Annotated in this window: 27 protein-coding genes; 23 read left to right on the forward strand and 4 right to left on the reverse strand. The window is 71.6% G+C overall.

Going from position 1 to position 24005, the window contains the following annotated elements; genetic code table 11:
- Positions 1-97 precede the first annotated feature (97 nt).
- The 7 genes from R0145_RS06790 (at position 98) to R0145_RS06820 (ending at position 5946) form a co-directional block, all read left to right on the forward strand.
- Positions 98-637, forward strand: coding sequence for a flavin reductase family protein (locus R0145_RS06790; RefSeq protein WP_317839603.1), 540 nt, complete (start codon positions 98-100; stop codon positions 635-637).
- Positions 638-653: 16 nt separating this feature from the next.
- A complete protein-coding gene (locus R0145_RS06795) occupies positions 654-1535 on the forward strand; it encodes an MSMEG_4193 family putative phosphomutase (protein ID WP_317839604.1) in 882 nt (293 codons plus the stop codon).
- Positions 1536-1544: 9 nt separating this feature from the next.
- On the forward strand, positions 1545-2117 hold the full coding sequence (locus tag R0145_RS06800) for a DUF3090 family protein (RefSeq protein WP_317839605.1): 573 nt from the start codon (positions 1545-1547) through the stop codon (positions 2115-2117).
- Positions 2118-2189: 72 nt separating this feature from the next.
- The gene (locus R0145_RS06805; protein ID WP_317839607.1) at positions 2190-2975 is read left to right on the forward strand and encodes an SCO1664 family protein; all 786 of its coding nucleotides are present in this window, start codon (positions 2190-2192) and stop codon (positions 2973-2975) included.
- A 10-nt stretch (positions 2976-2985) separates the two neighbouring features.
- Positions 2986-4545 (forward strand): cysteine--1-D-myo-inosityl 2-amino-2-deoxy-alpha-D-glucopyranoside ligase, encoded by a 1560-nt coding sequence (gene mshC / locus R0145_RS06810; protein WP_317839609.1) that lies wholly within the window; start codon positions 2986-2988, stop codon positions 4543-4545.
- A gap of 64 nt (positions 4546-4609) precedes the next feature.
- Positions 4610-5470: an ATP phosphoribosyltransferase gene (gene hisG, locus R0145_RS06815; protein ID WP_317839610.1), complete on the forward strand. Its 861-nt coding sequence runs from the start codon at positions 4610-4612 to the stop codon at positions 5468-5470.
- A 26-nt stretch (positions 5471-5496) separates the two neighbouring features.
- Positions 5497-5946, forward strand: coding sequence for a PH domain-containing protein (locus R0145_RS06820; protein WP_317839611.1), 450 nt, complete (start codon positions 5497-5499; stop codon positions 5944-5946).
- A gap of 75 nt (positions 5947-6021) precedes the next feature.
- Here R0145_RS06820 and R0145_RS06825 read toward each other — a convergent pair whose 3' ends face one another.
- Both R0145_RS06825 and R0145_RS06830 read right to left on the reverse strand, forming a co-directional pair.
- On the reverse strand, positions 6022-6831 hold the full coding sequence (locus R0145_RS06825) for a Cof-type HAD-IIB family hydrolase (protein ID WP_317840170.1): 810 nt from the start codon (positions 6829-6831) through the stop codon (positions 6022-6024).
- A gap of 17 nt (positions 6832-6848) precedes the next feature.
- Complete coding sequence (locus R0145_RS06830; protein ID WP_317839612.1) at positions 6849-7430, reverse strand: hypothetical protein; 582 nt, start codon at positions 7428-7430, stop codon at positions 6849-6851.
- A gap of 207 nt (positions 7431-7637) precedes the next feature.
- On the opposite strand from R0145_RS06830, the gene R0145_RS06835 reads away from it, so the two are divergent.
- Entirely contained in the window at positions 7638-8054 is a 417-nt protein-coding gene (locus tag R0145_RS06835; RefSeq protein WP_317839613.1) for an Hsp20/alpha crystallin family protein, read from the forward strand.
- Positions 8055-8354: 300 nt separating this feature from the next.
- Here R0145_RS06835 and R0145_RS06840 read toward each other — a convergent pair whose 3' ends face one another.
- Complete coding sequence (locus R0145_RS06840; protein WP_317839614.1) at positions 8355-8960, reverse strand: hypothetical protein; 606 nt, start codon at positions 8958-8960, stop codon at positions 8355-8357.
- 152 nt (positions 8961-9112) lie between these two features.
- On the opposite strand from R0145_RS06840, the gene R0145_RS06845 reads away from it, so the two are divergent.
- The 5 genes from R0145_RS06845 (at position 9113) to R0145_RS06865 (ending at position 12163) form a co-directional block, all read left to right on the forward strand.
- Complete coding sequence (locus R0145_RS06845; protein WP_317839615.1) at positions 9113-9685, forward strand: SseB family protein; 573 nt, start codon at positions 9113-9115, stop codon at positions 9683-9685.
- A 302-nt stretch (positions 9686-9987) separates the two neighbouring features.
- Entirely contained in the window at positions 9988-10644 is a 657-nt protein-coding gene (gene infC / locus R0145_RS06850; RefSeq protein WP_411742099.1) for a translation initiation factor IF-3, read from the forward strand.
- 33 nt (positions 10645-10677) lie between these two features.
- On the forward strand, positions 10678-10872 hold the full coding sequence (rpmI, locus tag R0145_RS06855) for a 50S ribosomal protein L35 (protein ID WP_317839616.1): 195 nt from the start codon (positions 10678-10680) through the stop codon (positions 10870-10872).
- A 42-nt stretch (positions 10873-10914) separates the two neighbouring features.
- The gene (gene rplT / locus R0145_RS06860; protein ID WP_317839617.1) at positions 10915-11304 is read left to right on the forward strand and encodes a 50S ribosomal protein L20; all 390 of its coding nucleotides are present in this window, start codon (positions 10915-10917) and stop codon (positions 11302-11304) included.
- 31 nt (positions 11305-11335) lie between these two features.
- Entirely contained in the window at positions 11336-12163 is an 828-nt protein-coding gene (locus R0145_RS06865; RefSeq protein WP_317839618.1) for an RNA methyltransferase, read from the forward strand.
- A gap of 93 nt (positions 12164-12256) precedes the next feature.
- Here the strand turns inward: R0145_RS06865 and R0145_RS06870 are convergent, their stop codons facing one another.
- Entirely contained in the window at positions 12257-13066 is an 810-nt protein-coding gene (locus tag R0145_RS06870) for a hypothetical protein (protein ID WP_317839619.1), read from the reverse strand.
- Between the two features lie 127 nt (positions 13067-13193).
- On the opposite strand from R0145_RS06870, the gene R0145_RS06875 reads away from it, so the two are divergent.
- The 10 genes from R0145_RS06875 (at position 13194) to R0145_RS06920 (ending at position 23946) form a co-directional block, all read left to right on the forward strand.
- Positions 13194-13814 (forward strand): alpha-ketoglutarate-dependent dioxygenase AlkB, encoded by a 621-nt coding sequence (locus R0145_RS06875; RefSeq protein WP_411742080.1) that lies wholly within the window; start codon positions 13194-13196, stop codon positions 13812-13814.
- A 117-nt stretch (positions 13815-13931) separates the two neighbouring features.
- The gene (gene pheS, locus R0145_RS06880; protein WP_317839620.1) at positions 13932-15041 is read left to right on the forward strand and encodes a phenylalanine--tRNA ligase subunit alpha; all 1110 of its coding nucleotides are present in this window, start codon (positions 13932-13934) and stop codon (positions 15039-15041) included.
- A complete protein-coding gene (pheT, locus tag R0145_RS06885; protein WP_317839621.1) occupies positions 15038-17542 on the forward strand; it encodes a phenylalanine--tRNA ligase subunit beta in 2505 nt (834 codons plus the stop codon). The genes pheS and pheT overlap by 4 nt, the downstream gene beginning before the upstream one ends.
- A 22-nt stretch (positions 17543-17564) precedes the next feature.
- The gene (locus R0145_RS06890) at positions 17565-17888 is read left to right on the forward strand and encodes a hypothetical protein (protein ID WP_317839622.1); all 324 of its coding nucleotides are present in this window, start codon (positions 17565-17567) and stop codon (positions 17886-17888) included.
- 187 nt (positions 17889-18075) lie between these two features.
- Positions 18076-19104, forward strand: coding sequence for an N-acetyl-gamma-glutamyl-phosphate reductase (gene argC, locus R0145_RS06895; RefSeq protein WP_317839623.1), 1029 nt, complete (start codon positions 18076-18078; stop codon positions 19102-19104).
- On the forward strand, positions 19101-20252 hold the full coding sequence (gene argJ / locus R0145_RS06900; RefSeq protein ID WP_317839624.1) for a bifunctional glutamate N-acetyltransferase/amino-acid acetyltransferase ArgJ: 1152 nt from the start codon (positions 19101-19103) through the stop codon (positions 20250-20252). Before argC ends, argJ begins: the two co-directional genes overlap by 4 nt.
- Entirely contained in the window at positions 20249-21154 is a 906-nt protein-coding gene (gene argB / locus R0145_RS06905; protein WP_317839625.1) for an acetylglutamate kinase, read from the forward strand. Before argJ ends, argB begins: the two co-directional genes overlap by 4 nt.
- Entirely contained in the window at positions 21147-22397 is a 1251-nt protein-coding gene (locus tag R0145_RS06910) for an acetylornithine transaminase (RefSeq protein WP_317839626.1), read from the forward strand. Before argB ends, R0145_RS06910 begins: the two co-directional genes overlap by 8 nt.
- A gap of 1 nt (position 22398) precedes the next feature.
- Entirely contained in the window at positions 22399-23403 is a 1005-nt protein-coding gene (argF, locus tag R0145_RS06915) for an ornithine carbamoyltransferase (protein WP_317839627.1), read from the forward strand.
- Positions 23404-23442: 39 nt separating this feature from the next.
- Entirely contained in the window at positions 23443-23946 is a 504-nt protein-coding gene (locus R0145_RS06920; protein WP_317839628.1) for an arginine repressor, read from the forward strand.
- Positions 23947-24005 lie beyond the last annotated feature (59 nt).

Consider the following 24005-nt stretch of genomic DNA (forward strand, 5'->3'; position numbering starts at 1 on the left):
GGCCGCGGGGCAGGCTGCCTGAGCTCGGCCGCCCGGGGCAGGAGCCAGGGTCCTTAACGGAACGTCGCACCGGCCGTGCCTGGGGAAGACTGGGTGCATGAGCATCCACGACGAGCACCCGTTCGCCACCTCGCGTGAGTTGCGCGACCCGGTCCGCCGGTTGCGCGGCCATCTGCCGGCGCCAGTGACGGTGTGGGCCAGTGCCTCGGCCGGCCGCCGGGACGGCTGGACGATCTCTTCGGTACTGGTCGGGGAGGGGCAGCCCGCCGAACTGGTGGCGCTGGTCGACGAGGACTGCGATTGGTGGGACCTCTTCCGCAGCACCGGCGCCGCGATGGTGAACGTCCTGGCGCAGGGGCAGGGCCGGGTCGCGGATGCGTTCGCCAGGGTGGCGCCGTCGCCGGGAGGGCCGTTCCGGACCGGCGTGTGGACCGGCACCGATGTCCGGACCGGCCCCGGAGGCGGGTCGTCGTACGGTCCCCGGCTGGAGGGCGCCGCGGCCTGGCTGGGCGTACGCCTCGTCGATGCCGCGCCACCCCACGCGGGCTGGGGCTTGCTGGTCCGGGCGACGATCGAGAGCCTGGAACTCGCCGACGACATCGAGGCGCTCGGACACCGGTACGGACGCTACAGCTGACCGTACGCTGGGGCCCATGACCATCCTCCTGCTGGTGCGGCACGGCCGGACGACCGCCAATGCCACGGGCATCCTCGCCGGCCGTACGCCGGGGGTCCGGCTCGACGAGATCGGCCGGGAACAGGCCCGGGCCGCCGGCCGGCGGCTGGCCGGGGTGGCCCTGGCAGCCGTGGTGTCCTCCCCGATGGAGCGGTGCCTGGAGACCGCCCGGGCCCTCTGCGAGGCGCGCCTCGAGTGTGCGGCGGATCCGCTCGCTCCGACGCCCGGCCCGGTCACCGCGACTCCTGATCCGGTCGCTTCGGGTCCCGACCCGGTCACCCCGGAGATCGTCGTCGACGACGCGTTCGCGGAGGTCGACTACGGCGAATGGAGCGGCCGGGAACTGAAGGAGCTGGCCCGTGAGGAGCTGTGGCGGACCGTGCAGGCCCACCCGTCGGCCGCCCGCTTCCCCGGCGGGGAGTCGATGGTGGCGATGGCCCAGCGCGCCGTCGCCGCGGTGCGGGCCCGGCAGGACCGGATCGCCGACGAGAGCGGCGCCGAGGCGGTCTGGGTCGCAGTCAGCCACGGCGACATCATCAAGGCAGTGCTCGCCGACGCCCTCGGCCTCCACCTGGACCAGTTCCAGCGCCTGGTGGTCAGCCCGGCGTCGGTGAGCGTCATCCGCTACACGCCCGCCCGCCCGTACGTGCTGACCCTCAACAGCACCTCCGGCCCGCTCCGCGACCTGCTGCCCACCGGTCCCCGGCCGGGCCAGGATGCCGCGGTGGGCGGTGGTGCCGGGCCCGCGACGGAGGCAGCTGGTGACGGACCTGCGTCGGGCTCCGGTGGTGACGGATCCCCGCGACGAGCCGGCGAGGGATCCGCGGCGGGGGCTGGCCACGACGGATCCTCGACGTAGGCTGGCGTTGTGACCGCGTTCACCCTCCGTTACGACAACCCCGACCGCTTCGTCGCCGGGACCGTCGGCGAGCCCGGGGACCGTACGTTCTTCCTCCAGGTCCGCGAGGAGGACCGGCTCTCGTCGCTGGTCTGCGAGAAGCAACAGGTCGAGGTGCTTGCCAACCAGATCGCGCACCTGCTGGACGAGGTCTCCGCCCGGTCCCTCAGCAGCATCATCATCCCGCCACCGGTGGCGGGCGTGGCGGACACTCGTCCCCTGGATGCGCCGATCACCGAGGACTTCCGGATCGGGCCGATGAGCCTGGCCTGGGACAGCCGTCACGACAGGGTGGTGCTGGAACTGTTCTCCGACGATGTCGAGGACACCATCACCGGCTTCAGCGAGATCGACACCGCCGAGCTCGAGGAGGGGACCGTCTGCATCATCGGTCTCACCCCCGCGTACGCCCGGCAGTTCGTCGCCCGGGCCCAGGCCGTCATCGCCGCCGGCCGGCCGGTGTGTCCCTTCTGCCGCCAACCGATGGATCCCGACGGCCATGTCTGTCCACGCGCCAACGGATACCTCAATCCGCTGCGTTGACCGGCAGGTCGGCCTGCCCGCGGGGCGTCATGTCGAGGACGGGCGGACCTCCGGACCGGAGGGACGGAGCTGATGCACCCCGCCCTCACCACACCCCTGTTCGCCGGACCGGGACCGACCCTGCGGGTGCTCGGCCGGATCCGCACCGCCTCCAACGCCACCTACCTCGCCGAGGCCGACTGCCCCGGAGAGGCCCCGGTGCGCTGCGTCTGGAAGCCGATCGCGGGGGAGCGGCCGCTGTGGGACTTCCCTGACGGCACCCTGGCCGCCCGAGAGGCGGCGGCGTACGAGCTGTCCGCCGCGGCCGGCTTCGACGTCGTCCCGACCACCCGGCTGGTCCGGTCGTCGGCGGGGGAGGGGGCGCTGCAGACCTGGGTGGAGACCGACGAGGACCTCGACGACCTGGTCTGTCTCGCGCCCACCGACCGGATTCCGCCCGGCTGGTTCGGTGTCCTCGATGCGACGGACACCTATGGACGCGACGTCACACTGGTGCACCGCGACGACGCGCGACTGCGCCGGCTGGCGCTGTTCGACGCGGTGGTCAACAACTCCGACCGCAAGCGGGTCCACCTGTTGCCCAGCCGCGGCACCGTGCTCGGCTGCGACCACGGCCTGTGCTTCCACGTCGAACCCAAGCTGCGGACGGTGCTGTGGGGCTGGGCCGGCGCCTGCCTGCGCGCCGACGAGGCAGCGCTGCTGGAGCGGACCCGTACGGTCGCCGCCGAGGTGCTCGCCGGTCTGCTCACCCGGACCGAGATCGCCGCGGTGATGACCCGGGCCGACGCGATGCTGGCCGCCGGCGCTCTTCCCGCCCCGCAGGACACCTGGCCGTCGATCCCTTGGCCGCCGCTGTAAAGTCCCGGGCATGCGTGCCTGGAGCTCACCCGCCTTGCAGACGGTCCCCGGTGACGGGAGTGCTCCCGTCCGGGTCCATGACACCGCCTCCGGGAGGCTGCTGCCGGTGGGCCCGGAGTCGGGGGAAGCCCGGATGTACGTCTGCGGCATCACCCCGTACGACGCGACGCACCTCGGCCACGCCGCCACCTACGTCGCGTTCGACCTGCTGAACCGCACCTGGCGCGACCGCGGCCTGGACGTGCACTACGTGCAGAACGTCACCGACATCGACGACCCGCTGCTGGAGCGGGCCCGGGCCACCGGGGTGGACTGGACCGAGCTGGCCCGGGCCCAGACCGACCTGTTCCGCTCCGACATGGAGGCGCTGCGGGTGCTGCCGCCGCGGGAGTACGTCGGGGCGGTCGAGGCGATCCCGCTCGTCGTGGACGCGGTCGAGGCGCTCGGCGAACGCGGCCTGGTCTACCGGCTCGATCCGGAGGTGGCCGGCGTCGAGGCGCCGGACTGGTACTTCCGCTCCCGTCAGGTGCCGCACTACGGCGCCATCTCCCACCTCTCCGAGGAGCAGGCGCGGGTGATCTTCGCCGAGCGCGGCGGTGACCCGGATCTGCCCGGCAAGGTGGACCCGTTCGACTGCCTGGTGTGGCGGATGGCCCGCGAGGGCGAACCCTCCTGGGAGAGCCGGCTCGGCCCTGGCCGGCCCGGCTGGCACATCGAGTGCTCGGTGATCGCCCAGCACTACCTCGGCACCACCTTCGACGTCCAGGGCGGCGGCTCCGACCTCGCCTTCCCGCACCACGAGATGAGCGCCGCCGAGGGCCGCGCCGCCACCGGTCAGCGCTACGCCCAGGCGTACGTGCACGCCGGCATGGTCGGCCTGGACGGCGAGAAGATGTCGAAGTCACGGGGCAACCTGGTGCTGGTCTCCCGGCTGACTGCCGCCGGCGTCGACCCGATGGCGATCCGGCTGGCGATCCTCGCCCACCACTACCGCGACGACTGGTCGTGGACCGATGCCGGCCTGCTCGCAGCGATCGCCAGGCTGGACACCTGGTGCCGCGCCGTCGCCGCCCCCGCCGGCCCGGACGCCACCGCGACGGTGGCCGCCGTCCGGGCCGCACTGCGCGACGATCTCGACGCGCCGGCCGCACTGGCCGCGATCGATGCCTGGGTCGCCGCGACGCTGGCAGGCGAGGGGACCGACCCCACCGCGCCCGGTCTGTTGGCCCGGGCCGCCGACGCCCTGCTCGGTGTCGCCGTCCACGCCGGCGGCTGCTCGGAGCGTACGTCGGATAGTCTCGACCGCGTGAAGACCTTCGAGAGTCTGTTCGCCGAGCTCCAGGACAAGGCGGTCAACCGTCCGGACGGCTCCGGCACCGTTGCCGAGCTCGACGCGGGCGTGCACCAGATCGGCAAGAAGATCGTCGAGGAGGCCGGCGAAGTCTGGATGGCGGCCGAGTACGAGGGCAAGGACGCCACCGCTCTGGAGATCTCGCAGCTTCTCTACCACGCCCAAGTGATGATGATCGCCACCGGGCTGACCCTCGAGGACGTCTACCGCAAGCTCTGAGGCCGCCGTCCCGCCCGCGCGGTCGGATTGGTCGGCGGTGCGGACGCCCCACTAGGGTGGGGCCGTGAACGCTGAACGTCCCTTCCTCAAGGTCGCCGTCCCGAACAAGGGCTCCCTGTCGGAGGCATCGATGCAGATGCTGCGCGAGGCCGGCTACCGGCAGCGCACCGAGTCCAAGGAACTCATGGTGGTCGACGAGGCCAATCGGGTCGAGTTCTACTACCTGCGCCCCCGCGACATCGCCATCTATGTCGGTGAGGGCACCCTCGACATCGGCTTCACCGGCCGGGACATGCTGCTCGACTCCGGCGCCGCGGCGACCGAGATCCGGGCGCTCGGCTTCGGCGGCACCCGGTTCCGCTTCGCCGCCCCGTCCGAGCAGCGGCTGACCGTCGAGGAGCTCGACGGTAAGCGGATCGCCACCTCCTACCCGGGCCTGGTCAAGGCCTGGCTGGACGAACGGGCGATGTCCGCCCGGCTGATCAACCTCGACGGCGCGGTGGAGAACTCCATCCGGCTCGGTGTCGCCGACGTCATCGCCGACGTGGTGGAGACCGGCTCGACCCTCAAGCGCGCCGGCCTGGCGGTCTTCGGCGAACCGATCCTGCACTCCGAGGGGATCCTGGTCCAGCGCACCGGCGAGACCCCCGAGGGGCTCGACCACTTCGTGCAGCGGATCGAGGGCGTGCTGGTGGCCCGGGCGTACGTCCTGATGGACTACGACGTGTCCGAGGACAAGCTGGACGCGGCCGTGGCGCTGACCCCCGGCTTCGAATCCCCGACGGTGTCCGAGCTGGCCCGGAAGGGCTGGTACGCGGTCCGGGCGATGGTGCCGGCCGCCGACGCCCACCTCGTGATGGACGAACTGTGGGATCTGGGCGCCCGGGCCATCCTCGTCACCGACCTGGTGGCCTGCCGCCTCTGAGCCGGCGACCCTCCGACGAGGCAGACATGGCGGTGCTGCTCCGGGTCCGGTCCCGGGCCCTGCTGTCCACGGCGATCGCGGTCTCGGCCCTGGTGCTGGGCAGCCCGGTGGTGACCTGGTTCGCCCTGCCGGTGGAGATCCGCCGCCAGGCGACCGTCCCGGAGCTCGCCATGATCCTGCTCACCCTGGGCGCCATCGTGGTGTTCCTGATGGGGCTGGGGCTCTCCACGGTCGTCGCCACGGAGGAGGGCGTGACGATCCGTACCGGTCCGATCCGGCACCGGTACGGCTGGCACGAGATCTCCGACATCCGGTTCCAGGAGGGCGACCCCTGGGCGTACGTCTTCACCTTCCGTCGGGACCGTGACGGCGATCCCGAGCGCCGGATGGTGATGGCGATCCAGGCCCCGGACGGTGACCGGGCCCGGCTGAACGCCGCCCGGCTGCAGGAGCTGTGGATCACCCACCGTCCCTGACCTGCCGACGGGAGTCGCCCGACAGTTCCTGGCCGGCCGGAGTCCCGCCGGAGGGTGTCCGGGTCGGAAGGCGACTCAGGCCGGGACGGTCATCCCCATCAGCACCTGCGCGATGCCATGGTCGTCGTTGCTGGCCGTCACCACGTCGGCGACCTCCTTGAGCGCGTCGATCGCGTTGCCCATCGCGACGCCCACCCCGGCGGTGCGGATCATGGTGATGTCGTTCTCGTTGTCCCCAAAGGCGACGGTCCGGTCCAGCGGGATCCCCTCGGCGGCGCAGAACGCGGCCAGCGCGGCACCCTTGCTCACCCCGGCCGCGTTCACCTCGTAGTAGTAGGTGGACGAGAAACAGGTCTCGATGTCACTGCCACCGAGGGCGTCGATCGCGTCGCGGTGGTCGACCAGCACCTCGTACGGCGCGGAGACGAGGATCTTCGGCGGGGTCGGCGCGGCCGTGGTCAGATCCTCCACGACGACCTCGCGGGTGCCGTTCGCCATCGCCTCGATATGCACCATGAACCCCTCCGGGTCCTCGATGTAGACGTCCGGGCCGACGGGCACGATGGTCGACACCGGCAGGCCGCGCAGACCCCGGTACATCCGGGCCGACACGTGGGCCGGCACCGGCCAGGAGGCAAGCACCCGGCCGGTCGCCGCGTCCTCGATCACCGCGCCGTTGCAGCCGGCCAGGATCAGGCCGTCGGTCGGCAGCCCGAGCCGGTCGACCTGGAACCGCAGGCCCGCCACCGGGCGGCCGGAGGCGATCATCACCGTCGCGCCGGCCGACCGGACCCGGTCGATCGACTCACGGGTGCTGTCGAGGATCTCGCGATCAGACGAGAGCAGCGTCCCGTCGACGTCGAACGCCACCAGTCGTGGAACCATCAAGGGCCTGTCCTCCATCAGTTGATCCCGCGCTTGCGCAGGATGTCTTCGATCTCGGCGAACTCGTCACCATTCCCGGCGGCGCCGGAACCCTTCGCGGCCGCGGCCGGCCTGGTGCCCGTCGTCGCGGCGGTGGAGCGGGTGAGGGTCGGCTGGGTCCCACCGGCACCCGCGCCGGTGCCGGTCGCCGGGCGCGCCGGGGCGGGGCTCTGGCCGGCCTTCGCGGTCTTTGCTGCCCGGGCCGCCTTCCGCTCCTCACGCCGGGCCCGGATGTCCTCCTTGGTCCGCACCCCGACGCCCCGACGGTTCAGCGAACCCGCCACGAGCCAGAGCACCACCGCCAGGGCGAGCGCCCCGACCCCGGTCGCCACCAGAGCTGTCCACACCAGTGACGTCCCCCAGCCGATCAGCGCGGTGATGAGGTCGTAGGCCAGTTTCATCAGCCCGGACAGGAAGAGTCCGGCGCTGAGGGCGATCAGCCCCACGCCTTCCAGGACGCGCCCGGCGCCGTAGCCGGCTCTCCAGCTGATGAGCGCGTAGACCAGCCCGATCAGGACCAGGGCCAGCGTGGCGACGAGCAGGACGTCGGTGGGGTTCATGCTCTCAGCCTACCCGTGGGGGGTGACCGCACCACGACGCGCGGCGGGGGCTGCGGTCGCAGCTCCGGGTGATCCCAGGGTCACCTCGATCCGTTCCCGGAACCGCTTGACCGTCGACCGGGGCGGACCGAGGCTGGAATCGGGGCCCATGAGGAAGGCCCCGGACGAAAAGCGCTGCACCGCGATGGCGCTGGAAGGAGCTTGATCATGGCACTCGTACGACGTCCTCGGCCGGCCTGGCCCGATCTGCAGGATCTGGTCGATCGGTTCTTCGAGACGGAGGAGGAGTCGCTGCTGCGGGTCGAGGAGTACGTGGATGACAAGACCTTGGTGATCCGTGCCGAGGCCCCGGGGCTGGACCCCGACAAGGACGTCACCATCTCGGTGGAGGGCGGGAAGCTGCACATCCGTGCCCATCGCGAGGAGCGTTCGGAACGCAAGGAGAAGGACTCCTACCGGTCGGAGTTCCGCTACGGCTCGTTCAACCGGACCGTCACGCTGCCGGAGGGGGCCACGGAGGCGGATGTCACCGCCAGCTACACCGACGGTGTCCTGGAGGTCCGGGTGCCGGTGGGTGAGGCGCCGGCCCCCGGTGGCCGCAAGGTGCCGGTGACCCGGGGCTGAACCTCCGAACGGGAAGAGAGTGGTGCGTCGGACCGGGAGCGCCTCTCGGCGGGTGGCCGCTCGCAGCGGCAGGAGTTGAGGCCCGGGGCTACCGCGGCCCGACGCGTGTCCGAGGATAAGTCGGACCGGTGGAGGATCCCAAACCGGGCACCATCCCGGGGCCGGCCACACCGGTCCGGCCTACCCCGGTAGGCGTACGCCCACCCCAGCCACCGGCCTGCCCGAGTGTCGGTCCACCCGACCCGCGGAGGAGCGGGCGGGTCGGATCAGTCGGGCGTCGGGGTGTCCGGGGCTGCAGGATCAGTGCAGGTCGTCAGACCGCCACAGCCGGGCGCAGGCGGCCAGATCCTCCGCCATCGTCTGCATCCGGGCCGCCTGGATCGCGGCCTCCGCACCCGACGACACATCGGCGCGCCCCGCGGCCACGACATGGCAGAAGGCCGCGGCACGCTCCAGGGCGATGGCGAAGTCGCCGTCAAAGACCCCGCGCAGGATCTCGTCGGTCACCCGGCGCACCTCGTCGGGTCCGGTCGGGTCGCCGGCCCCGGCGACCACGTGGTTCGGCTCGGTGAATCGGATGCCGGCCGCGTACTCCCGGGCCGCACCGTACGGATCGGTGAGCACCCAGGTGTGCAGCACGTACAGCCGCCACAGGGCGCCGGGCAGCGTACGTGCCGGGCGTCGGGCCCACAGATCGGCGAGGGTGTCCAACCCGATCTGGTCGACCAGGGCCACCAACCGTTCGGTCACCGCGGGGTCGTCCGTCGCCCGCCCCGCATGCAACAGCACCGCGGCGGACTCGTGTGCGGCATGCAGGGCCTCGATGGGATCGGTCCGCCCACCGAGAGCCTCCAGGGCGGCCGGGGGGAGGAACCCGGGCCGGCGCGGTCTGCGGTCGTCTGTCACCCGTCCAGGCTAATAGCGATGGTCCGCCGGTGCGGGCCGACCGACAGGATCCTCGCCGGCACGGATCCCGGATGACCTCGGGACGGACGACCCGGGACGGAACGACCTCGGCGCCGGATCCTCACGACGCCGATCCTCTACGCTGGGGCACCATGACCGCACACCACGACCACCTGCTCGGCGACACGAACCACGAGTTCGCCGAGGACGACGGCTCGGCACCCGAGGGACTGCGCGACGTGATGGCCGCCGCCGGTACCGGTGACCGGGACGCCTACCTGCAGGCGGTCGTCGACCTGTGCCTGTCGCGGCTGCTCGTCCCGATCGTCTCCAGCGGGGAGAACCTCCGGCCGGAGGGCCCCGACCCTGATCGGCACGCCGAGATGTCCGCGGTCCTGCTGCAGCAGGCGGACGGCGCCAAGGCGATGCTGGCGTTCACCGGGGTGGACTCGCTGGCCGCCTGGAACCCGGCCGCGCGCCCGATCCCCGCCACCCTGGACCGGGTGGCCGAGGCCGCGGTGATGTCGGGCGCCGGCACGTTGTTGATCGACCTGCAGGGCCCGGTCCCGATGGCGCTCGAGGAGCCACTGCTCACCAACCTCGGCCGTGGCCGTCGGCTGGTCCGGCTGGAGGAGGGCTTCGGCTGGCTGGCCACCCGTGATGAGGGTGAGCCGGGCGAGGGGGAACTGGGCCAGGACCGGTCGGGCGGTGAGCACCGCGATTAGGGAATCCTCGCCCCCTTCGCTACACTGGACGCCGACCGATCCGGCTGCCTGCCGGATCCACAAGCGGGGACCTGATCTCCCACCCGTACGATGCCCCCGGCCTCCGGGCCGGGCACCAGTCGTCGGGTAGGTCGTATGGATGCGGAGCCATCACCCACCGTTCCGGGTGCAGGCCCCGCGGTATCATGCGTTCCTTCAGGGCCTCGCGATGGCGGGGCCTTCGTCGTATCCCCGGGTCGAAACCCTGCGAGTACCGCGAATTTGGAGGAAGCATCAGCACTGAACCGCGCATCAATGAGCGCATCCGTGTCCCTGAGGTCCGACTTGTCGGCCCGAACGGAGAACAGGTGGGCATCGTACGCATCGAAGATGCCATGCGATTGGCCCGCGAATCGGAGCTCGATCTCGTCGAGGTGGCCCCTCAGGCCAAGCCGCCCGTGGTCAAGCTCATGGACTACGGCAAGTTCAAGTACGAGAACGCTCAGAAGGAGCGCGAGAACCGTCGCAATCAGTCGAACGCCCTCGTCAAGGAGATGAAGCTTCGGCCGAAGATCGACGACCACGACTACGAGACCAAGAAGGGTCACGTGGTCCGCTTTCTCAAGGGTGGCGACAAGGTCAAGATCACCATCATGTTCCGGGGTCGTGAGCAGAGCCGACCGGAGCTGGGGTTCAACCTGCTCCGCCGGCTGGCCGGCGACGTCGAGGAGTTCGGCACCATCGAGTTCCCTCCCAAGCAGGAGGGACGGAACATGCTGATGATCCTGGCCCCGACGCGCAAGAAGACGCAGGCGCGCGTCGAGCACGAGAAGGACAAGGAACGGAAGGCCGCCGAGCGCGCGGCCGACGTAGAACTCGAGCGTGAGGAGCAGGCCGCCTCACGTGCGCGGGCCGACGAGGTCCAGAAAAAGAAGAAGAAGGGTCCGGCCGACAACATGGACCCCGATATCGACCTGTGATCGCCGCAGGGCGATAGAAACGGAGCACAAACGATGCCGAAGATGAAGACGCACTCCGGTGCCAAGAAGCGGTTCAAGCTGACGGGTTCCGGCAAGGTCATGCACCGCCGGGCCGGGAAGATGCACCTCAACGAGCACAAGCCCACCAAGCGCACCCGCCGGCTGACCGGCGACTCGGTGCTGCCGACGGGCGACGCCGCGAAGGCCAAGAAGCTGCTCGGCAAGTGAGCTTCCCCCACCCTGACTCTGTGAACTGAAGGAGATACCACCATGGCACGCGTCAAGCGTTCGGTGAACGCCCACAAGAAGCGTCGTGAGGTCCTGGACCGGGCGTCCGGCTACCGCGGTCAGCGCTCGCGCTCCTACCGCAAGGCGAAGGAGCAGCTGCTCCACTCCGGCGTCTACAGCTTCCGCGACCGTCGCGCCAAGAAGGGCGACTTCCGCAAGCTGTGGATCCAGCGCATCAACGCCGCCGCCCGCGCCGAGGGCATGACCTACAACCGCTTCATCTCCGGCCTGAAGAACGCTGGCATCGAGGTGGACCGCAAGATGCTCGCCGAGCTGGCCGTCAGCGACGCCCCGGCGTTCGCCAAGCTGGTCCAGGTCGCCAAGGACAACCAGCCGGCCGCCGAGCCGACCGCGGAGACCGTCGCCGCCTGATGTCCCCGGCCGCGATCATCCCGGCCGTCCGATGACGCCGGCAGAGCACCGACCGGCCGGACCGCAGGAGCCCTCCGGGGCCCGGGTCCGGTCGGTCCGTCGTCTCACCACCCGTAAGCACCGCGAGGAGGACGGCCAGTTCCTCGCGGAAGGCCGCCAGGCGGTGCGGGAGGCGGTGGCGTACGGGGAGGTGGTCGCCGTCTGGGTCGACCACGACCTGGCCGACCGACATGCCGACCTGCTCACCCTCGCCCGGGAGCACGACGTGGCGGTGTACGAGGTGGGGTCGCGCCTGGTCGCTGCACTGAGCGACACCGTCACCCCGCAGGGGATCGTCGCCCAGGTGACCACGCCCGTCGCGACCCTCGACGACGTGCTGGCGGCGGCGCCCAGGTTGGTGCTGGTCTGCGCGCAGATCCGCGATCCCGGCAATCTCGGTGCCGTGGTCCGGGTCGCCGACGCGTTCGGTGCCGAGGCCGTCGTCTGCACCAAGGGCTCGGTCGACTGGACCAACCCGAAGGTCGTCCGGGCCAGCGTCGGATCGGTCTTCCACCTGCCGATCGTCGCCGGCGTCGGCCTCGGCGAGGTCACCGGACGGTTGCGGGAGGCCGGGCTGCAGGTGCTCGCTGCCGATGGCGGGGGAGCTGACCTGCAGGACTATGCCGCTGACGGCCGGCTCGCCCGCCCGACCGCCTGGGTGATGGGCAACGAGGCCTGGGGCCTGCCCGCCGAGGATGCGGCGCTCGCCGACACCGTGGTGGGCGTGCCGATCTGGGGTCGGGCCGAGAGCCTCAACCTCGCCACCGCCGCGGCGGTCTGCCTGTGGAGCACCGCGTCGGCGCAGCGCGCCGGGGACTGACGGCGGGTGCCCGAATCGCCGGACCCTGAGCCCGGTGCCCTGCGGTGCAGGTCTCTGCGGTGCCGGCCCGGGACCGGGCGGCCGGTGCGTCGGTCAGCCGTTGTTGTTGTCGGTGTTGTTGCCGTTGAGTCCGGGGATCTGTGGCAGCCGGAAGCTCGGGAAACTGCTCGGCAGCTGGATCGGCGCGGAGACGCTCGGCAGCCGGGTGGGGATCTGGGTGGGCACGTTGATCACCGGGGTGCGGGTCACCGTCGTGGTGGTGGTCGCGGTGACCGTGGCTGTCACCGTGGGTCCCGGTTCCGGCGTACGGGTCGCGTCCCGGACGGCCGCAGCGAAGCCCATCACCACCAGCCCGATGACGATGCCCAGGGCCAGCATCAGCCGTGCTCGGCCTCGGCCCGGCCGCCCGTTCCGGGGAGCGGGTGGGGTCTCCGGCGGCTGTGCCGGTGGCTGCTGCCCCGGCTGAGGGGAGTACGGCTGTTGGCCGTAGGGCTGGGAGTCGTACGCCTGGGGGCCGTACGCCTGGGGGCCGTACGACTGGGGGCCGTACGCCTGGGCCTGTTGCCGGGCCACGTAGTCCGCGTCGTAGAAGCTGTGCCGCACCTCCCGGTACGGCTGGTCATCGACGCCCTCGTGGTAACTGGGAAGCCGGCCGGTGTCCGCCTCGTCCGCAGCGGAATAGGCGCGGGTCGGGTCCGGTCCGACCTGGCCTGCCCCGACCTGGCCTGGCACGCCCTGGCCTGTCGGGCCCGGACCGTAGGCGCGGGTGGCCTGGTCCGAGCCGCCGAAGACATGCGTCTGCTGCTCGCCACCGACGGGTCGTGCCGAGTCGTCGCCGGCGGGCGCGCCGGCGGAGCGATAAGGCTCGCCGAAGGCCTGTGTCGGCTGGTCGTCCTGACCCATGTCGCCTCCTGTGGGACGGTCACCTCGACGGTACTGGCGGGCGGGTGCGCAGACAAACCCCGGGCTGCCGGCCCGTGGTGGACGCGCCCCCCTTTCCATCGAACAGGTGAACGAATATACTGGCAGTGTGTTGCAGCCGACGTTGCTCGATTCCGTCCAGGAGCCCACTCCTGGCCCGCTGGGCCAGGGCTCCCGTCGGCTGTCGCTGGGGGAGGGAGCCTGGGTCGACCTGCGCCTGGGGTGGCTGGCCGGGGCGGAATCGCTGTTCGAGGCGCTGCTGACCGACGTCGACTGGCGCGCCGAACGCCGCCGGATGTACGACGCTCTGGTGGACGTGCCGCGGCTCACCCGGTACTACGCCGCGGAGGATGAGCTCCCGCATCCGGCACTGGCGGTCTGCCGGCAGGCGCTCAGTGCCCACTACCGCCGCGAACTGGGTGAGGACTTCGTCACCGTGGGGCTGTGTCTCTATCGGGACGGACGGGACTCGGTCGCCTGGCACGGCGATCGGACCGGGCGCTCCGCCACCGAGGACACCATGGTGGCGATCCTGGCGCTGGGTGATCCCCGGCCGCTGTTGCTGCGCCCGCACGGCGGTGGCCCGTCCCGGGCCGTTCCGGCCGGCCACGGCGACCTGCTGGTGATGGGCGGCAGCTGCCAGCGCACCTGGGACCACTGCATCCCGAAGACCCGCCAGCCGGTAGGCCCGCGCATCTCGGTGCAGTTCCGTCCCGCCGGCGTCCACTGATCGGATCGCCTTCGTGGTCGCCCCGATCCCACTGGTTCGCCGCCTGTGCCGCCGCCTTCTAGACTTGGCCGGGGCGTCGGCAGGGTGCCGGGGCCGTACGGAACGCGAGGGGAGCCCATGTCAGGGCCGAACACGAACTATGACCCGGTGGAGACCACGCCGCTGCAGTCGGAGGCGCTCGAGCAGATGGTTGCCGAGGCCAAGGCGGCGTTCGCCGGGGCGGTGTCCGTCGCCGATCTCAAGGCGGCGCGCATCGCCCACACCGGAGACCGTTCGCCGCTCGCCCTGGCCAACCGCGAGATCGGTGCCCTCCCGCCGCAGGCCCGCAAGGAGGCCGGTCAGCGGATCGGCAAGGCCCGCGGTGAGGTCAACAAGGCGCTCAAGGCCCGCGAGGAGATCGTCCGCGCCGCCGAACTGGAGCGCGTCCTCACCGAGGAACGGGTGGACGTCACCCTCCCGGTGGAGCTGGCGCCGACCGGCGCCGTGCACCCGATCACCGGCCTGATGGACCGGGTCGCCGAAGTCTTCGTGGCGATGGGCTGGGAGATCGCCGAGGGGCCCGAGGCGGAGGCCGAATGGGTCAACTTCGATGCCCTCAACCTGCACCCCGACCATCCCGCCCGGCAGATGCAGGACACCCTCTACCTGGCCCCGGTGGAGAACAACACCCTGCTGCGCACCCACACCTCGCCGGTGCAGGTGCGGACGATGCTCGACCGCGAACCCCCCATCTACGTGATCTGCCCGGGCAAGGTCTACCGGGCCGACGAACTGGACGCGACCCACGTGCCCGTCTTCCACCAGGTCGAGGGCCTGTGCGTCGACAAGGGCATCACCTTCGCCCACCTGCGCGGCACCCTGGAGCACTTCGCCCGGGCGATGTTCGGCGAGGTGAAGACCCGGATGCGCCCGAACTACTTCCCGTTCACCGAGCCGAGCGCCGAGGTCGACCTGGAGTGTTTCGTCTGCCACGGTGAGTCCGTCGGCAACCCCGACCGTCCCTGCCGGACCTGCAACTCCGAGGGCTGGATCGAATGGGGCGGCTGCGGCGTCGTCAACCCGCGGGTGCTGCGTGCCGCCGGGGTCGACCCGGAGGTGTACTCCGGCTTCGCCTTCGGCATGGGCATCGAGCGGACCCTGATGTTCCGCAACGACGCCACCGACATGCGCGACATGATCGAGGGCGACGCCCGCTTCAGCCGTTCTCTCCTGGGAGGTGCCCGATGAAGGCCCCGCTGTCCTGGCTGCGCGAGTACGTCGCGCTGCCCGAGGCCCTCGAGGCCCGCGAGCTCGCCGAGGAACTCGTCACGTACGGCCACGAGGTCGAGCAGATCGAAGAAGCCGGTGCCGACGTCACCGGCCCGGTGGTCGTCGGCCGGGTGCTGGACCTGGAGAAGAACCCGCAGAAGAACGGCAAACTGATCAACTGGTGCCACGTCGACGTCGGGGAGCACAACGACCCGCAGACCGGCAACCGCGGCATCATCTGCGGTGCGCACAACTTCGTCGCCGGTGATCTGGTCGTGGTGGCGCTGCCCGGCGCGGTGCTGCCCGGTGACTTCGCGATCTCCGCCCGCAAGACGTACGGGCACCTCTCCGACGGGATGATCTGCTCCTCCGCCGAGCTCGGTCTCGGCGACGACGGCGGCCACGGGATCATCGTGCTCGGCTCGACCGACGACGAGGGCGATCCGTTGGTCCCCGGCCAGGACGCCAAGCCGCTGCTGCACCTGCGCGAGGACGTCCTCGACATCGCCGTCACCCCCGACATGGGCTACTGCCTGTCCATCCGTGGCCTGGCCCGGGAGTCCGCTGAGGCGACCGGCTCGGCGTTCACCGACGTCATCGACCGCGATGTCCCCGCCCCGAGCGATGCAGGCTTCCCGGTCACCGTGGCCGATCCCGACGGCTGCCCGGTCTTCGTCGCGCTGCGCCTCACCGGCTTCGACCCGGCCGCCCCGAGCCCGCGGTGGATGCAGCGTCGGCTCACCCTGTCCGGCATGCGACCCATCTCGCTCGGCGTCGACGTCACCAACTACGTGATGCTCGAGACCGGCCAACCGCTGCACGCGTACGACGCCGCCACGCTGCGCGGCGGCATCGTGGTGCGCCGGGCGCGGGCCGGGGAGACGATGACCACCCTCGACGGCGTCGTCCGGGCCCTCGACCCGGGTGACCTGCTGATCACCGACGACTCCGGGCCGATCGGCCTGGCCGGCGTGATGGGCGGGGAACACACCGAACTGCGCGACACCACCGACGAGATCATCCTCGAATCGGCGAACTTCGACATGCTGTCGATGGCCCGGACCTCGCGCCGCCACGGCCTCGCCTCCGAGGCCGCCCGCCGCAACGAGCGGGGGGTCGACCCGAACGCGGCGTACGCCGCCGCCCACCGCGCCGCGGCCCTGCTGGTCGAGTACGGCGGCGCCACCCTGGACCCCGCCGAGACGATCGTCGGTGCCGTGCCCGCGATGCCGGTGCAGACCGTCGACCTCGACCTGCCGGCCCGGATCCTCGGCACCGACGTGTCCGAGGAGGCGACGATCAGCTACCTGACCGGCGGTGGCACCGGCGTCGAGCGGGACGGCAACCGGCTCACCCTCACCCCGCCGACCTGGCGCCCGGATCTGGTCGACCCGTACGACTACGTCGAGGAGGTCGGCCGCAAGGTCGGCCTGGACACCATCGAAGGGGCACTGCCACCGGCCCCGTCCGGACGTGGCTTCACACCGTCCCAGCGGGCCCGGCGCGCCCTCGACGTGGTGCTGCCCGCGGCCGGCTACACCGAGGTGCTGAGCTTCCCGTTCGTCGCCGACGTCGATCTGGACAAGCTGGGCGTGCCCGCCGGTGATCCGCGCCGCGACCTGGTCCGGCTCGCCAACCCGCTGTCCGACGTCCAGCCGGCAATGCGGTCCACACTGCTGCCCGGGCTGTTCGGTGCGGTGGCGCGGAACACCTCCCGCGGCCTCGACGACCTGGCCCTGTACGAACAGGGCGAGGTGTTCCGCGGCGCCGAGCGTCCTGCTGCTCCCCGGCTCCCGGTCGACCATCGGCCCAGCGATGCGGAGATCGCGCAGCTGCGGGCCGCCCTGCCCGACCAGCCGCGGCACCTCGGCTGTGTCCTGGCCGGTGACTGGCGGCGGGCCGGCTGGGCCGGACCTGCCGAGCCGGTCACCTGGGTGCACGCGGTGCACTTCGCCGAGACCGCGGCCGCGGCGCTGGGGCTCACGCTGGCCAGGTCGGCCGCCGCTCTCGCCCCGTGGCATCCGGGTCGCTGTGCCGAGCTGTCGGTGGACGGACGGGTCGTCGGGCACGCCGGCGAGCTGCACCCGGCGGTCTGTGAGGCTTTCGGCCTGCCGGCCCGCACCTGCGCCGCCGAGCTGGACCTCGACCTGCTGATCGACCTGGCCCCCACCGGTGGCTCGGTCGCCGAGATCTCCACCCACCCGGTGGCCAAGGAGGACGTCGCGCTGGTCGTCGACAGCACCGTCCCCGCGGCGGCGGTCGAGGCCGCCCTGGTGCGCGGTGCCGGGGAGTTGCTCGAATCGGTGCGGCTGTTCGACATCTACGAGGGCGAGCAGATCCCGGCCGGCAAGAAGTCGCTGGCGTACGCCCTGCGGTTCCGCGCCGCGGATCGCACCCTGAAGGACAAGGAGGCGATCGCCGCCCGGGACGCCGCCGTGGCCGCCGTCGCCACCGAGCTGGGGGCGGTGCTGCGGTCATGACCCTCAGGACCAGGCTCGGCCGATGACTCTCGCGATCAGGATCGCCTGGCTGGTCTACGGGCTCTACGCCCTGCTGCTGGCCGTCGGGAGCTTCTCCTTCAGCCTGTGGGCGGCCCTGGTCTTCTGGGGTGCCGCGGTCGGCGTCGTGGCGTACTTCCTGGCGCGCAGCGTCACCGGGGCGTACGTCGCGGCGGCCCTGATCGCCATCGGCCCGCTGGTGATCAACGTCACCAGCCGGTCTCCGGTGTTCGGTGTGGTCTATCTGGTGCTCAACGCCTTCCTGGCGATGGTGATGGGCTGGTTGGCGTACGTCGCCCGTCGCCGTGCCGACGCTGCGCGGTACTGAGGGAAAGCGGTCGAGTACGCCGGTGAGGGACCGGCCAGACATCGTCCGGCGAGGGCGTCGTGTAGCCCGGTGCGGGCGTTGGGTGGTCCGGTGCGGGCGTTGGGTGGTCCGGTGCGGGCATCGACAGGCCGCTCGGAAAATGGTCCGACTCCTGCATATTCATTCGGACTGTGGCATAGTTATGCGCATGTCATTGCGTGTAGCTGTCGCCGGGTGCACCGGGTACGCCGGCGGAGAGGTCCTCCGCCTGCTGCTCGGCCACCCCGACGTCGAGATCGGGACCCTCACGGCCGGTTCGTCGGCCGGCTCGACGCTGGGGGAGCACCAGCGTCACCTCACCCCGCTCGCCGACCGGCGGATCGAGGACACCACTGTCGAGGCGCTGCGCGGACATGACGTCGTCTTCCTCGCGCTGCCGCACGGCAGCTCCGGTGCGGTGGCCGCCCGGCTCGACCCCGGCACCGTGGTGGTCGACTGCGGCGCCGACTTCCGGCTCGAGGACCCGCTGGCCTGGGAGACGTTCTACGGCAGCCCGCACGCCGGCACCTGGCCGTACGGCCTGCCGGAGCTGCCCGGCCAGCGCGAGGTGCTCGCCGCCACCAAGCGGATCGCGGTGCCCGGCTGCTATCCGACCGGCGCCACCCTGGCGCTGCTGCCGGCGCTGACCGCCGGCCTGGTCGACGGCCACGACGTCGTCGTGGTGTCGGCCTCGGGCACCTCGGGGGCCGGCAAGTCGCCCAAGCCGCATCTGCTCGGCTCGGAGGTGATGGGCTCCACCAGCGCGTACGGCGTCGGCGGCGTGCATCGCCACACCCCGGAGATCCTGCAGAACATGGCGCGCCTCGGGGCGACCCATCCCAGCCTGTCCTTCACCCCGCTGCTGGTGCCGATGCCCCGCGGCATCCTCTCCACGGTCACCGCGCCGATCCGGGGCGTCAGCGCCGACGAGGCATACGAGGCGTACGTCGCTGCCTACGCCGACGAGCCGTTCGTCCATGTCCTGCCGAAGAACACCTGGCCCGCCACCGCGTCGATCGTCGGGTCCAATGTGGTCCACGTCAACGTCACTGTCGACGAGGCCGCCGGTCGGCTCGTCGCCGTGTCGGCGATCGACAACCTCACCAAGGGCACCGCCGGTGGTGCCATCCAGTCCATGAACCTGGCCTGCGGTCTGCCCGAGACCACCGGCCTCCCGCTGATCGGAGTCGCCCCGTGAGTGTCACCGCCGCCCGAGGATTCACCGCCACCGGCATCGCCGCCGGGATCAAGGTTTCCGGCCGCAAGGATCTCGCCCTGGTCCGCAACACCGGTCCCCGCTTCGACGCCGCCGGCGTCTTCACCTCCAACCGGATCTGCGCCGCCCCGGTCATCTGGTCGCGGCAGGCCGTCACCGACGGGCGGATCGACGCCGTCGTCCTCAACTCCGGCGGCGCCAACGCCTGCACCGGCGCCGAGGGCTTCGCCGACGCGCACCGCACCGCCGAGAAGGTGGGTGAGGAGCTCGGGATCTCCGCCGGCGACGTGGTGGTGTGCTCGACCGGCCTGATCGGGGTCCGGTTGCCGATGGACCCGCTGCTCACCGGGATCGGGACCGCCGCGGCGGGACTCACCGCCGACGGCGGCCTGGCCGCCGCGGAGGCGATCATGACCACTGACACCCGGCCCAAGCAGGCCGTCCGTGCGGTCGACGGCTGGACCGTCGGCGGGATGGCCAAGGGCGCCGGCATGCTGGCGCCCGGGCTGGCCACCATGCTGGTGGTGATCACTACCGACGCCGTCGTCCCGGCCGAGCAACTGCAGCCGGCGCTGCGGGAGGCGACCCGGCTGACCTTCGACCGGCTCGACTCCGACGGCTGCATGTCCACCAACGACACCGTGGTGGCGCTCGCCTCCGGCGCGTCCGGCCTCACCCCCGATCCCGACGCGTTCCAGCAGGCGCTCACCGAGGTCTGTCACGACCTGGGCCAGCAGCTGATCGGCGACGCCGAGGGCGCCAGCCACGACATCGCCGTCCGGGTGGTCCACGCCGCCTCCGAGCCCGACGCCGTCCAGGTGGCCCGTTCGATCACCGGCTCCAACCTCTTCAAGTGCGCGATCTTCGGCAACGACCCCAACTGGGGCCGGGTGCTCTCCGCGCTGGGCACGACCTCGGCGGCGTACCAGCCCGACCAGGTCGACGTGGCGTTCAACGGCGTGATGGTCTGCCGCGGCGGTGCCATCGGCGAACCGCGCGAGCTGGTGGATCTGCACCCGCGGGCGGTGGATGTGCTGGTGGACCTGCATGCCGGGGACGTCGAGGCCACCGTCTGGACCAACGACCTGACGTACGACTACGTCAAGGAGAACGCGGAGTACTCCTCATGAGCGAGGCGATCGACGCCCTGACCCTGACCGACAAGGCGTCCATCCTGATCGAGGCGCTGCCGTGGATCGACCGCTACACCGGCCGGACCATCGTGATCAAGTACGGCGGCAACGCGATGATCAACGAGGACCTCCAGCGGGCCTTCGCCGAGGACATCGTCTTCCTGCGCCGCTGCGGCGTACGCCCCGTCGTGGTGCACGGTGGCGGTCCGCAGATCTCGGCGATGCTCAAGCGACTGGAGATCCCCTCGGAGTTCCGCGGCGGGTTCCGGGTGACGACACCGGAGACGATGGAGGTCGTCCGGATGGTGCTGATGGGCCAGGTCGGCCGCGAGCTGATCGGGCTGGTCAACCAGCACGGCCCGCTGGCGGTCGGCTCCTCCGGTGAGGACGCCGGGCTGTTCCGGGCCGAACGGCGCACCGCCAGCGTCGACGGCGAGCCGGTCGACCTCGGCCTGGTCGGCGACGTGGTGCACGTCCGGCCGCGGGCGATCCAGGACCTGATCGACGCGGGGCGCATCCCGGTGGTCGCCACGGTCGCGCCGGACGACAACGGCCAGGTGCTCAATGTCAACGCCGACACCGCCGCCTCGGCCCTGGCCGTCGCGCTCAAGGCGGACAAGCTGGTGATGCTCACCGACGTCGAGGGCCTCTACCGCGACTGGCCGAACAGTGAGGAGATCATCACCGAGATCACCGCCTCCGAACTCGAGGCGATGCTGCCCGAGCTCGCCTCGGGGATGGTCCCGAAGATGGAGGCCTGCCTGCGGGCCGTCCGCGGCGGGCTGAACCGGGCGACGGTGATCGACGGCCGGGTGCCGCACGCGCTGCTGCTGGAGATCTTCACCGACGCCGGCATGGGCACCATGGTCGTCGCGGACAAGGAGAACATCGATGACTGAGCCGATTGAGATGACAACGACGACCGGGACGGCTGTGACAACCGGGACGGCTGCGACGACCGGACAGGCCGAGTGGCTGGACCGCTACGACACCGCCTACATGCACAACTTCGGCGCGCCGGCGCGGGTACTGGTCCGGGGGGAGGGCTGCCGGGTGTGGGACGCCGACGGCCGCGAGTACCTCGACCTGCTGGCCGGGATCGCGGTCAACTCGCTCGGCCACGCCCACCCCGACATCGTCGCGGCGGTCAGCGACCAGATCGCCACCGTCGCCCACATCTCGAACCTCTTCACCAGCCCCTGGCAGGTCGAGCTGGCTGAGCGTCTCGACACCATGGTCACCGGGAACGCCCCCGGCACGCCGGCCCGGGTGTTCCTGTGCAACTCCGGCTCGGAGGCCAACGACACCGGTTTCAAGCTCACCCGGCGTACCGGCCGGACGAAGATTGTCGCGATGGAGGGCTCCTTCCACGGACGGACCCTCGGGGCGGTCAGCCTGACCTCGAAGGCCGCCTACCGCGCGCCGTTCGAGCCGCTGCCGGGTGGCGTCGTCTTCGTGCCGTACGGCGACGAGGCCGCGCTGGCCGAGGCCGTCGACGACGAGACCGCGGCAGTCGTGCTGGAGACCATCCAGGGCGAGAGCGGCATCATCGCCGCCCCCGACGACTTCCTCCGCGCCGCCCGCCGGATCACCGACCGGCACAGTGCCCTGCTGTGGGTCGACGAGGTGCAGACCGGCATCGCCCGCACCGGCGAGTGGCTGTCCTACCTGCCCTCCGGGATCACCCCCGACGTGGTCACCCTCGCCAAGGGCCTGGGGGCCGGCATCCCGATCGGTGCCTGCATCGCCACCGGCCCGGCCGCCGACCTGCTCGGCCCCGGCTCGCACGGCTCGACCTTCGGCGGCAACCCGCTCGCCTCGCGCGCCGGCCTGACCGTCCTCGACGTGATCGAGCGTGACGGGCTGCTGGCGCATGTGCGGGCGATGGGCGACCACCTCGCTGCGGGCGTGCTGGCCCTCGGCCATCCCGACATCGTCGAGGTGACCGGTGCCGGCCTGCTGCGTGGCATCGTCCTGGCCCGCGACATCGCCCCGGCAGTGACCGACCGCGCCCTGGCGGCCGGCTTCCTGATCAACGCGCCTCGCGCCAACCGGCTGCGGATCGCCCCGCCACTCATCATCACCCCCGCGGAGATCGACGCGTTTGTCGCCGTCCTCCCGACTCTCCTGGAAGGCTGCTGACATGACCCTGCGCCACTTCCTCGCCGACGACGACCTGACCGCTGAGGAGCAGGCGGGTGTCCTCGACCTCGCCGCCGCCCTCAAGGCCGACCCGACCGCCAGCCGCCCCTTCGAGGGACGTACGGTCGCGGTGATCTTCGACAAGTCCTCCACCCGCACCCGGGTCTCCTTCGAGGTCGGCATCACCGAGCTCGGCGGTCACCCGATGATCATCGACGGCGCGTCGTCCCAGATGGGCCGCGGCGAGTCGATCGCCGACACCGCCCGGATCATCGGCCGCCACGTCGCCGCGATCGTGTGGCGCACGGCCGGCCAGGAACGGATCGAGGAGATGGCGGCGTACGCCGGTGTCCCGGTCGTCAACGCGCTCACCGACCAGTACCACCCGTGCCAGATCCTCGCCGACCTGCAGACGATCCGGGAACACAAGGGCGACACCCGCGGCCTCACCTTCAGCTACGTCGGCGACGCGGCGAACAACATGGGCAACTCGTACGCCCTCGGGATGGCGCTGGCGGGGATGCACGTCCGGCTCGCCGGGCCGGAGGGCTACCTGCCCGACCCGGAGGTCGTCGCCCGTGCCGAGCGGATCGCCGCCACCACCGGCGGCAGCATCACCGTCACCACCGATGCCCGCGCCGCGGCGGAGGGCAGCGACGTGATGGTCACCGACACCTGGGTGTCGATGGGGATGTCCGGCGAGGGCCGGGAGACGGTGTTCCGGCCCTACCAGATCAACCGGGAGCTGATGGCGCTGGCCGACAAGGACGCGATCGTCCTGCACTGTCTGCCGGCCTATCGCGGCAAGGAGATCACCGCCGAGGTGCTCGACGGGCCGCAGTCGGTGATCTGGGACGAGGCGGAGAACCGCCGCCATGCGCAGAAGGCCGTGCTCGACCTGCTCGCCGCAGCCGCCGGCCTGCCGGGCGCCGTGTCGACCGCCGGATCGCCGGACCCCGCGTCGGCAGGGTCCGCGGCGCCGGCCGGGCGGGCCGGCCGGCACTGACACCGCAGCCGAGACCGTGCCGATGACCGAGGTCTCCCGATGAACGAGCCCGCCCGGGTGCCGCTGACCAAGACGGCACGCCAGTCCCGGATCCGCCAGCTGCTCACCGCCCGTCCGGTCTCCTCGCAGACCCAGCTGGCCGACCTGCTCGGCGCCGACGGTCTGGTGGTCACCCAGTCGACCCTGTCCCGCGACCTGGTCGAACTGGGAGCCGTCCGGGTCCGGGAGGGGGACCAGACGGTCTATCGGGTCCCCAACGAGGGGCCGGTGCCCGGCCTGCGCCCACGGCCGGCGGAGGTCGACGACCATCTGGCCCGGATGTGCGCCGACGTGCTGGTCTCGGCGGCGGCCTCGGCCAACCTGGTGGTGCTACGGACGCCGCCCGGGGCGGCGCAGTACCTTGCTTCCGTGCTGGACCGTGCGGCCTGGCCGGAGATCCTCGGCACCATCGCCGGCGACGACACCGTCGCCGTGATCACCCGTGACCCCGTCGGCGGTGCTGACATCGCCGCCCGCCTGCTCTCCCTGGGAGGAAACCCATGACCCAGCCCACCGGCGCCGCCTCCGGCGCCGTACCGTCCGGCGCGGCCGCCGCCGTGGCC

Source organism: Raineyella sp. W15-4, from assembly GCF_033170155.1.
Classification (GTDB): domain Bacteria; phylum Actinomycetota; class Actinomycetes; order Propionibacteriales; family Propionibacteriaceae; genus Raineyella.

Excerpts from the sequence above, each read along its gene's own strand:
- R0145_RS06910 (WP_317839626.1), top strand. The coding sequence starts at position 21,147 with ATGACTGAGCCGATTGAGATGACAACGACGACCGGGACGGCTGTGACA.
- R0145_RS06805 (WP_317839607.1), top strand. The coding sequence starts at position 2,190 with ATGCACCCCGCCCTCACCACACCCCTGTTCGCCGGACCGGGACCGACC.
- R0145_RS06820 (WP_317839611.1), top strand. The coding sequence starts at position 5,497 with ATGGCGGTGCTGCTCCGGGTCCGGTCCCGGGCCCTGCTGTCCACGGCG.
- R0145_RS06825 (WP_317840170.1), bottom strand. The coding sequence starts at position 6,831 with ATGGTTCCACGACTGGTGGCGTTCGACGTCGACGGGACGCTGCTCTCG.
- argC (WP_317839623.1), top strand. The coding sequence starts at position 18,076 with ATGTCATTGCGTGTAGCTGTCGCCGGGTGCACCGGGTACGCCGGCGGA.
- pheT (WP_317839621.1), top strand. The coding sequence starts at position 15,038 with ATGAAGGCCCCGCTGTCCTGGCTGCGCGAGTACGTCGCGCTGCCCGAG.
- argF (WP_317839627.1), top strand. The coding sequence starts at position 22,399 with ATGACCCTGCGCCACTTCCTCGCCGACGACGACCTGACCGCTGAGGAG.
- pheS (WP_317839620.1), top strand. The coding sequence starts at position 13,932 with ATGTCAGGGCCGAACACGAACTATGACCCGGTGGAGACCACGCCGCTG.
- mshC (WP_317839609.1), top strand. The coding sequence starts at position 2,986 with ATGCGTGCCTGGAGCTCACCCGCCTTGCAGACGGTCCCCGGTGACGGG.
- R0145_RS06865 (WP_317839618.1), top strand. The coding sequence starts at position 11,336 with ATGACGCCGGCAGAGCACCGACCGGCCGGACCGCAGGAGCCCTCCGGG.
- rpmI (WP_317839616.1), top strand. The coding sequence starts at position 10,678 with ATGCCGAAGATGAAGACGCACTCCGGTGCCAAGAAGCGGTTCAAGCTG.
- R0145_RS06845 (WP_317839615.1), top strand. The coding sequence starts at position 9,113 with ATGACCGCACACCACGACCACCTGCTCGGCGACACGAACCACGAGTTC.
- rplT (WP_317839617.1), top strand. The coding sequence starts at position 10,915 with ATGGCACGCGTCAAGCGTTCGGTGAACGCCCACAAGAAGCGTCGTGAG.
- R0145_RS06830 (WP_317839612.1), bottom strand. The coding sequence starts at position 7,430 with ATGAACCCCACCGACGTCCTGCTCGTCGCCACGCTGGCCCTGGTCCTG.
- R0145_RS06870 (WP_317839619.1), bottom strand. The coding sequence starts at position 13,066 with ATGGGTCAGGACGACCAGCCGACACAGGCCTTCGGCGAGCCTTATCGC.
- R0145_RS06790 (WP_317839603.1), top strand. The coding sequence starts at position 98 with ATGAGCATCCACGACGAGCACCCGTTCGCCACCTCGCGTGAGTTGCGC.
- R0145_RS06835 (WP_317839613.1), top strand. The coding sequence starts at position 7,638 with ATGGCACTCGTACGACGTCCTCGGCCGGCCTGGCCCGATCTGCAGGAT.
- R0145_RS06795 (WP_317839604.1), top strand. The coding sequence starts at position 654 with ATGACCATCCTCCTGCTGGTGCGGCACGGCCGGACGACCGCCAATGCC.
- argB (WP_317839625.1), top strand. The coding sequence starts at position 20,249 with ATGAGCGAGGCGATCGACGCCCTGACCCTGACCGACAAGGCGTCCATC.
- R0145_RS06890 (WP_317839622.1), top strand. The coding sequence starts at position 17,565 with ATGACTCTCGCGATCAGGATCGCCTGGCTGGTCTACGGGCTCTACGCC.
- R0145_RS06920 (WP_317839628.1), top strand. The coding sequence starts at position 23,443 with ATGAACGAGCCCGCCCGGGTGCCGCTGACCAAGACGGCACGCCAGTCC.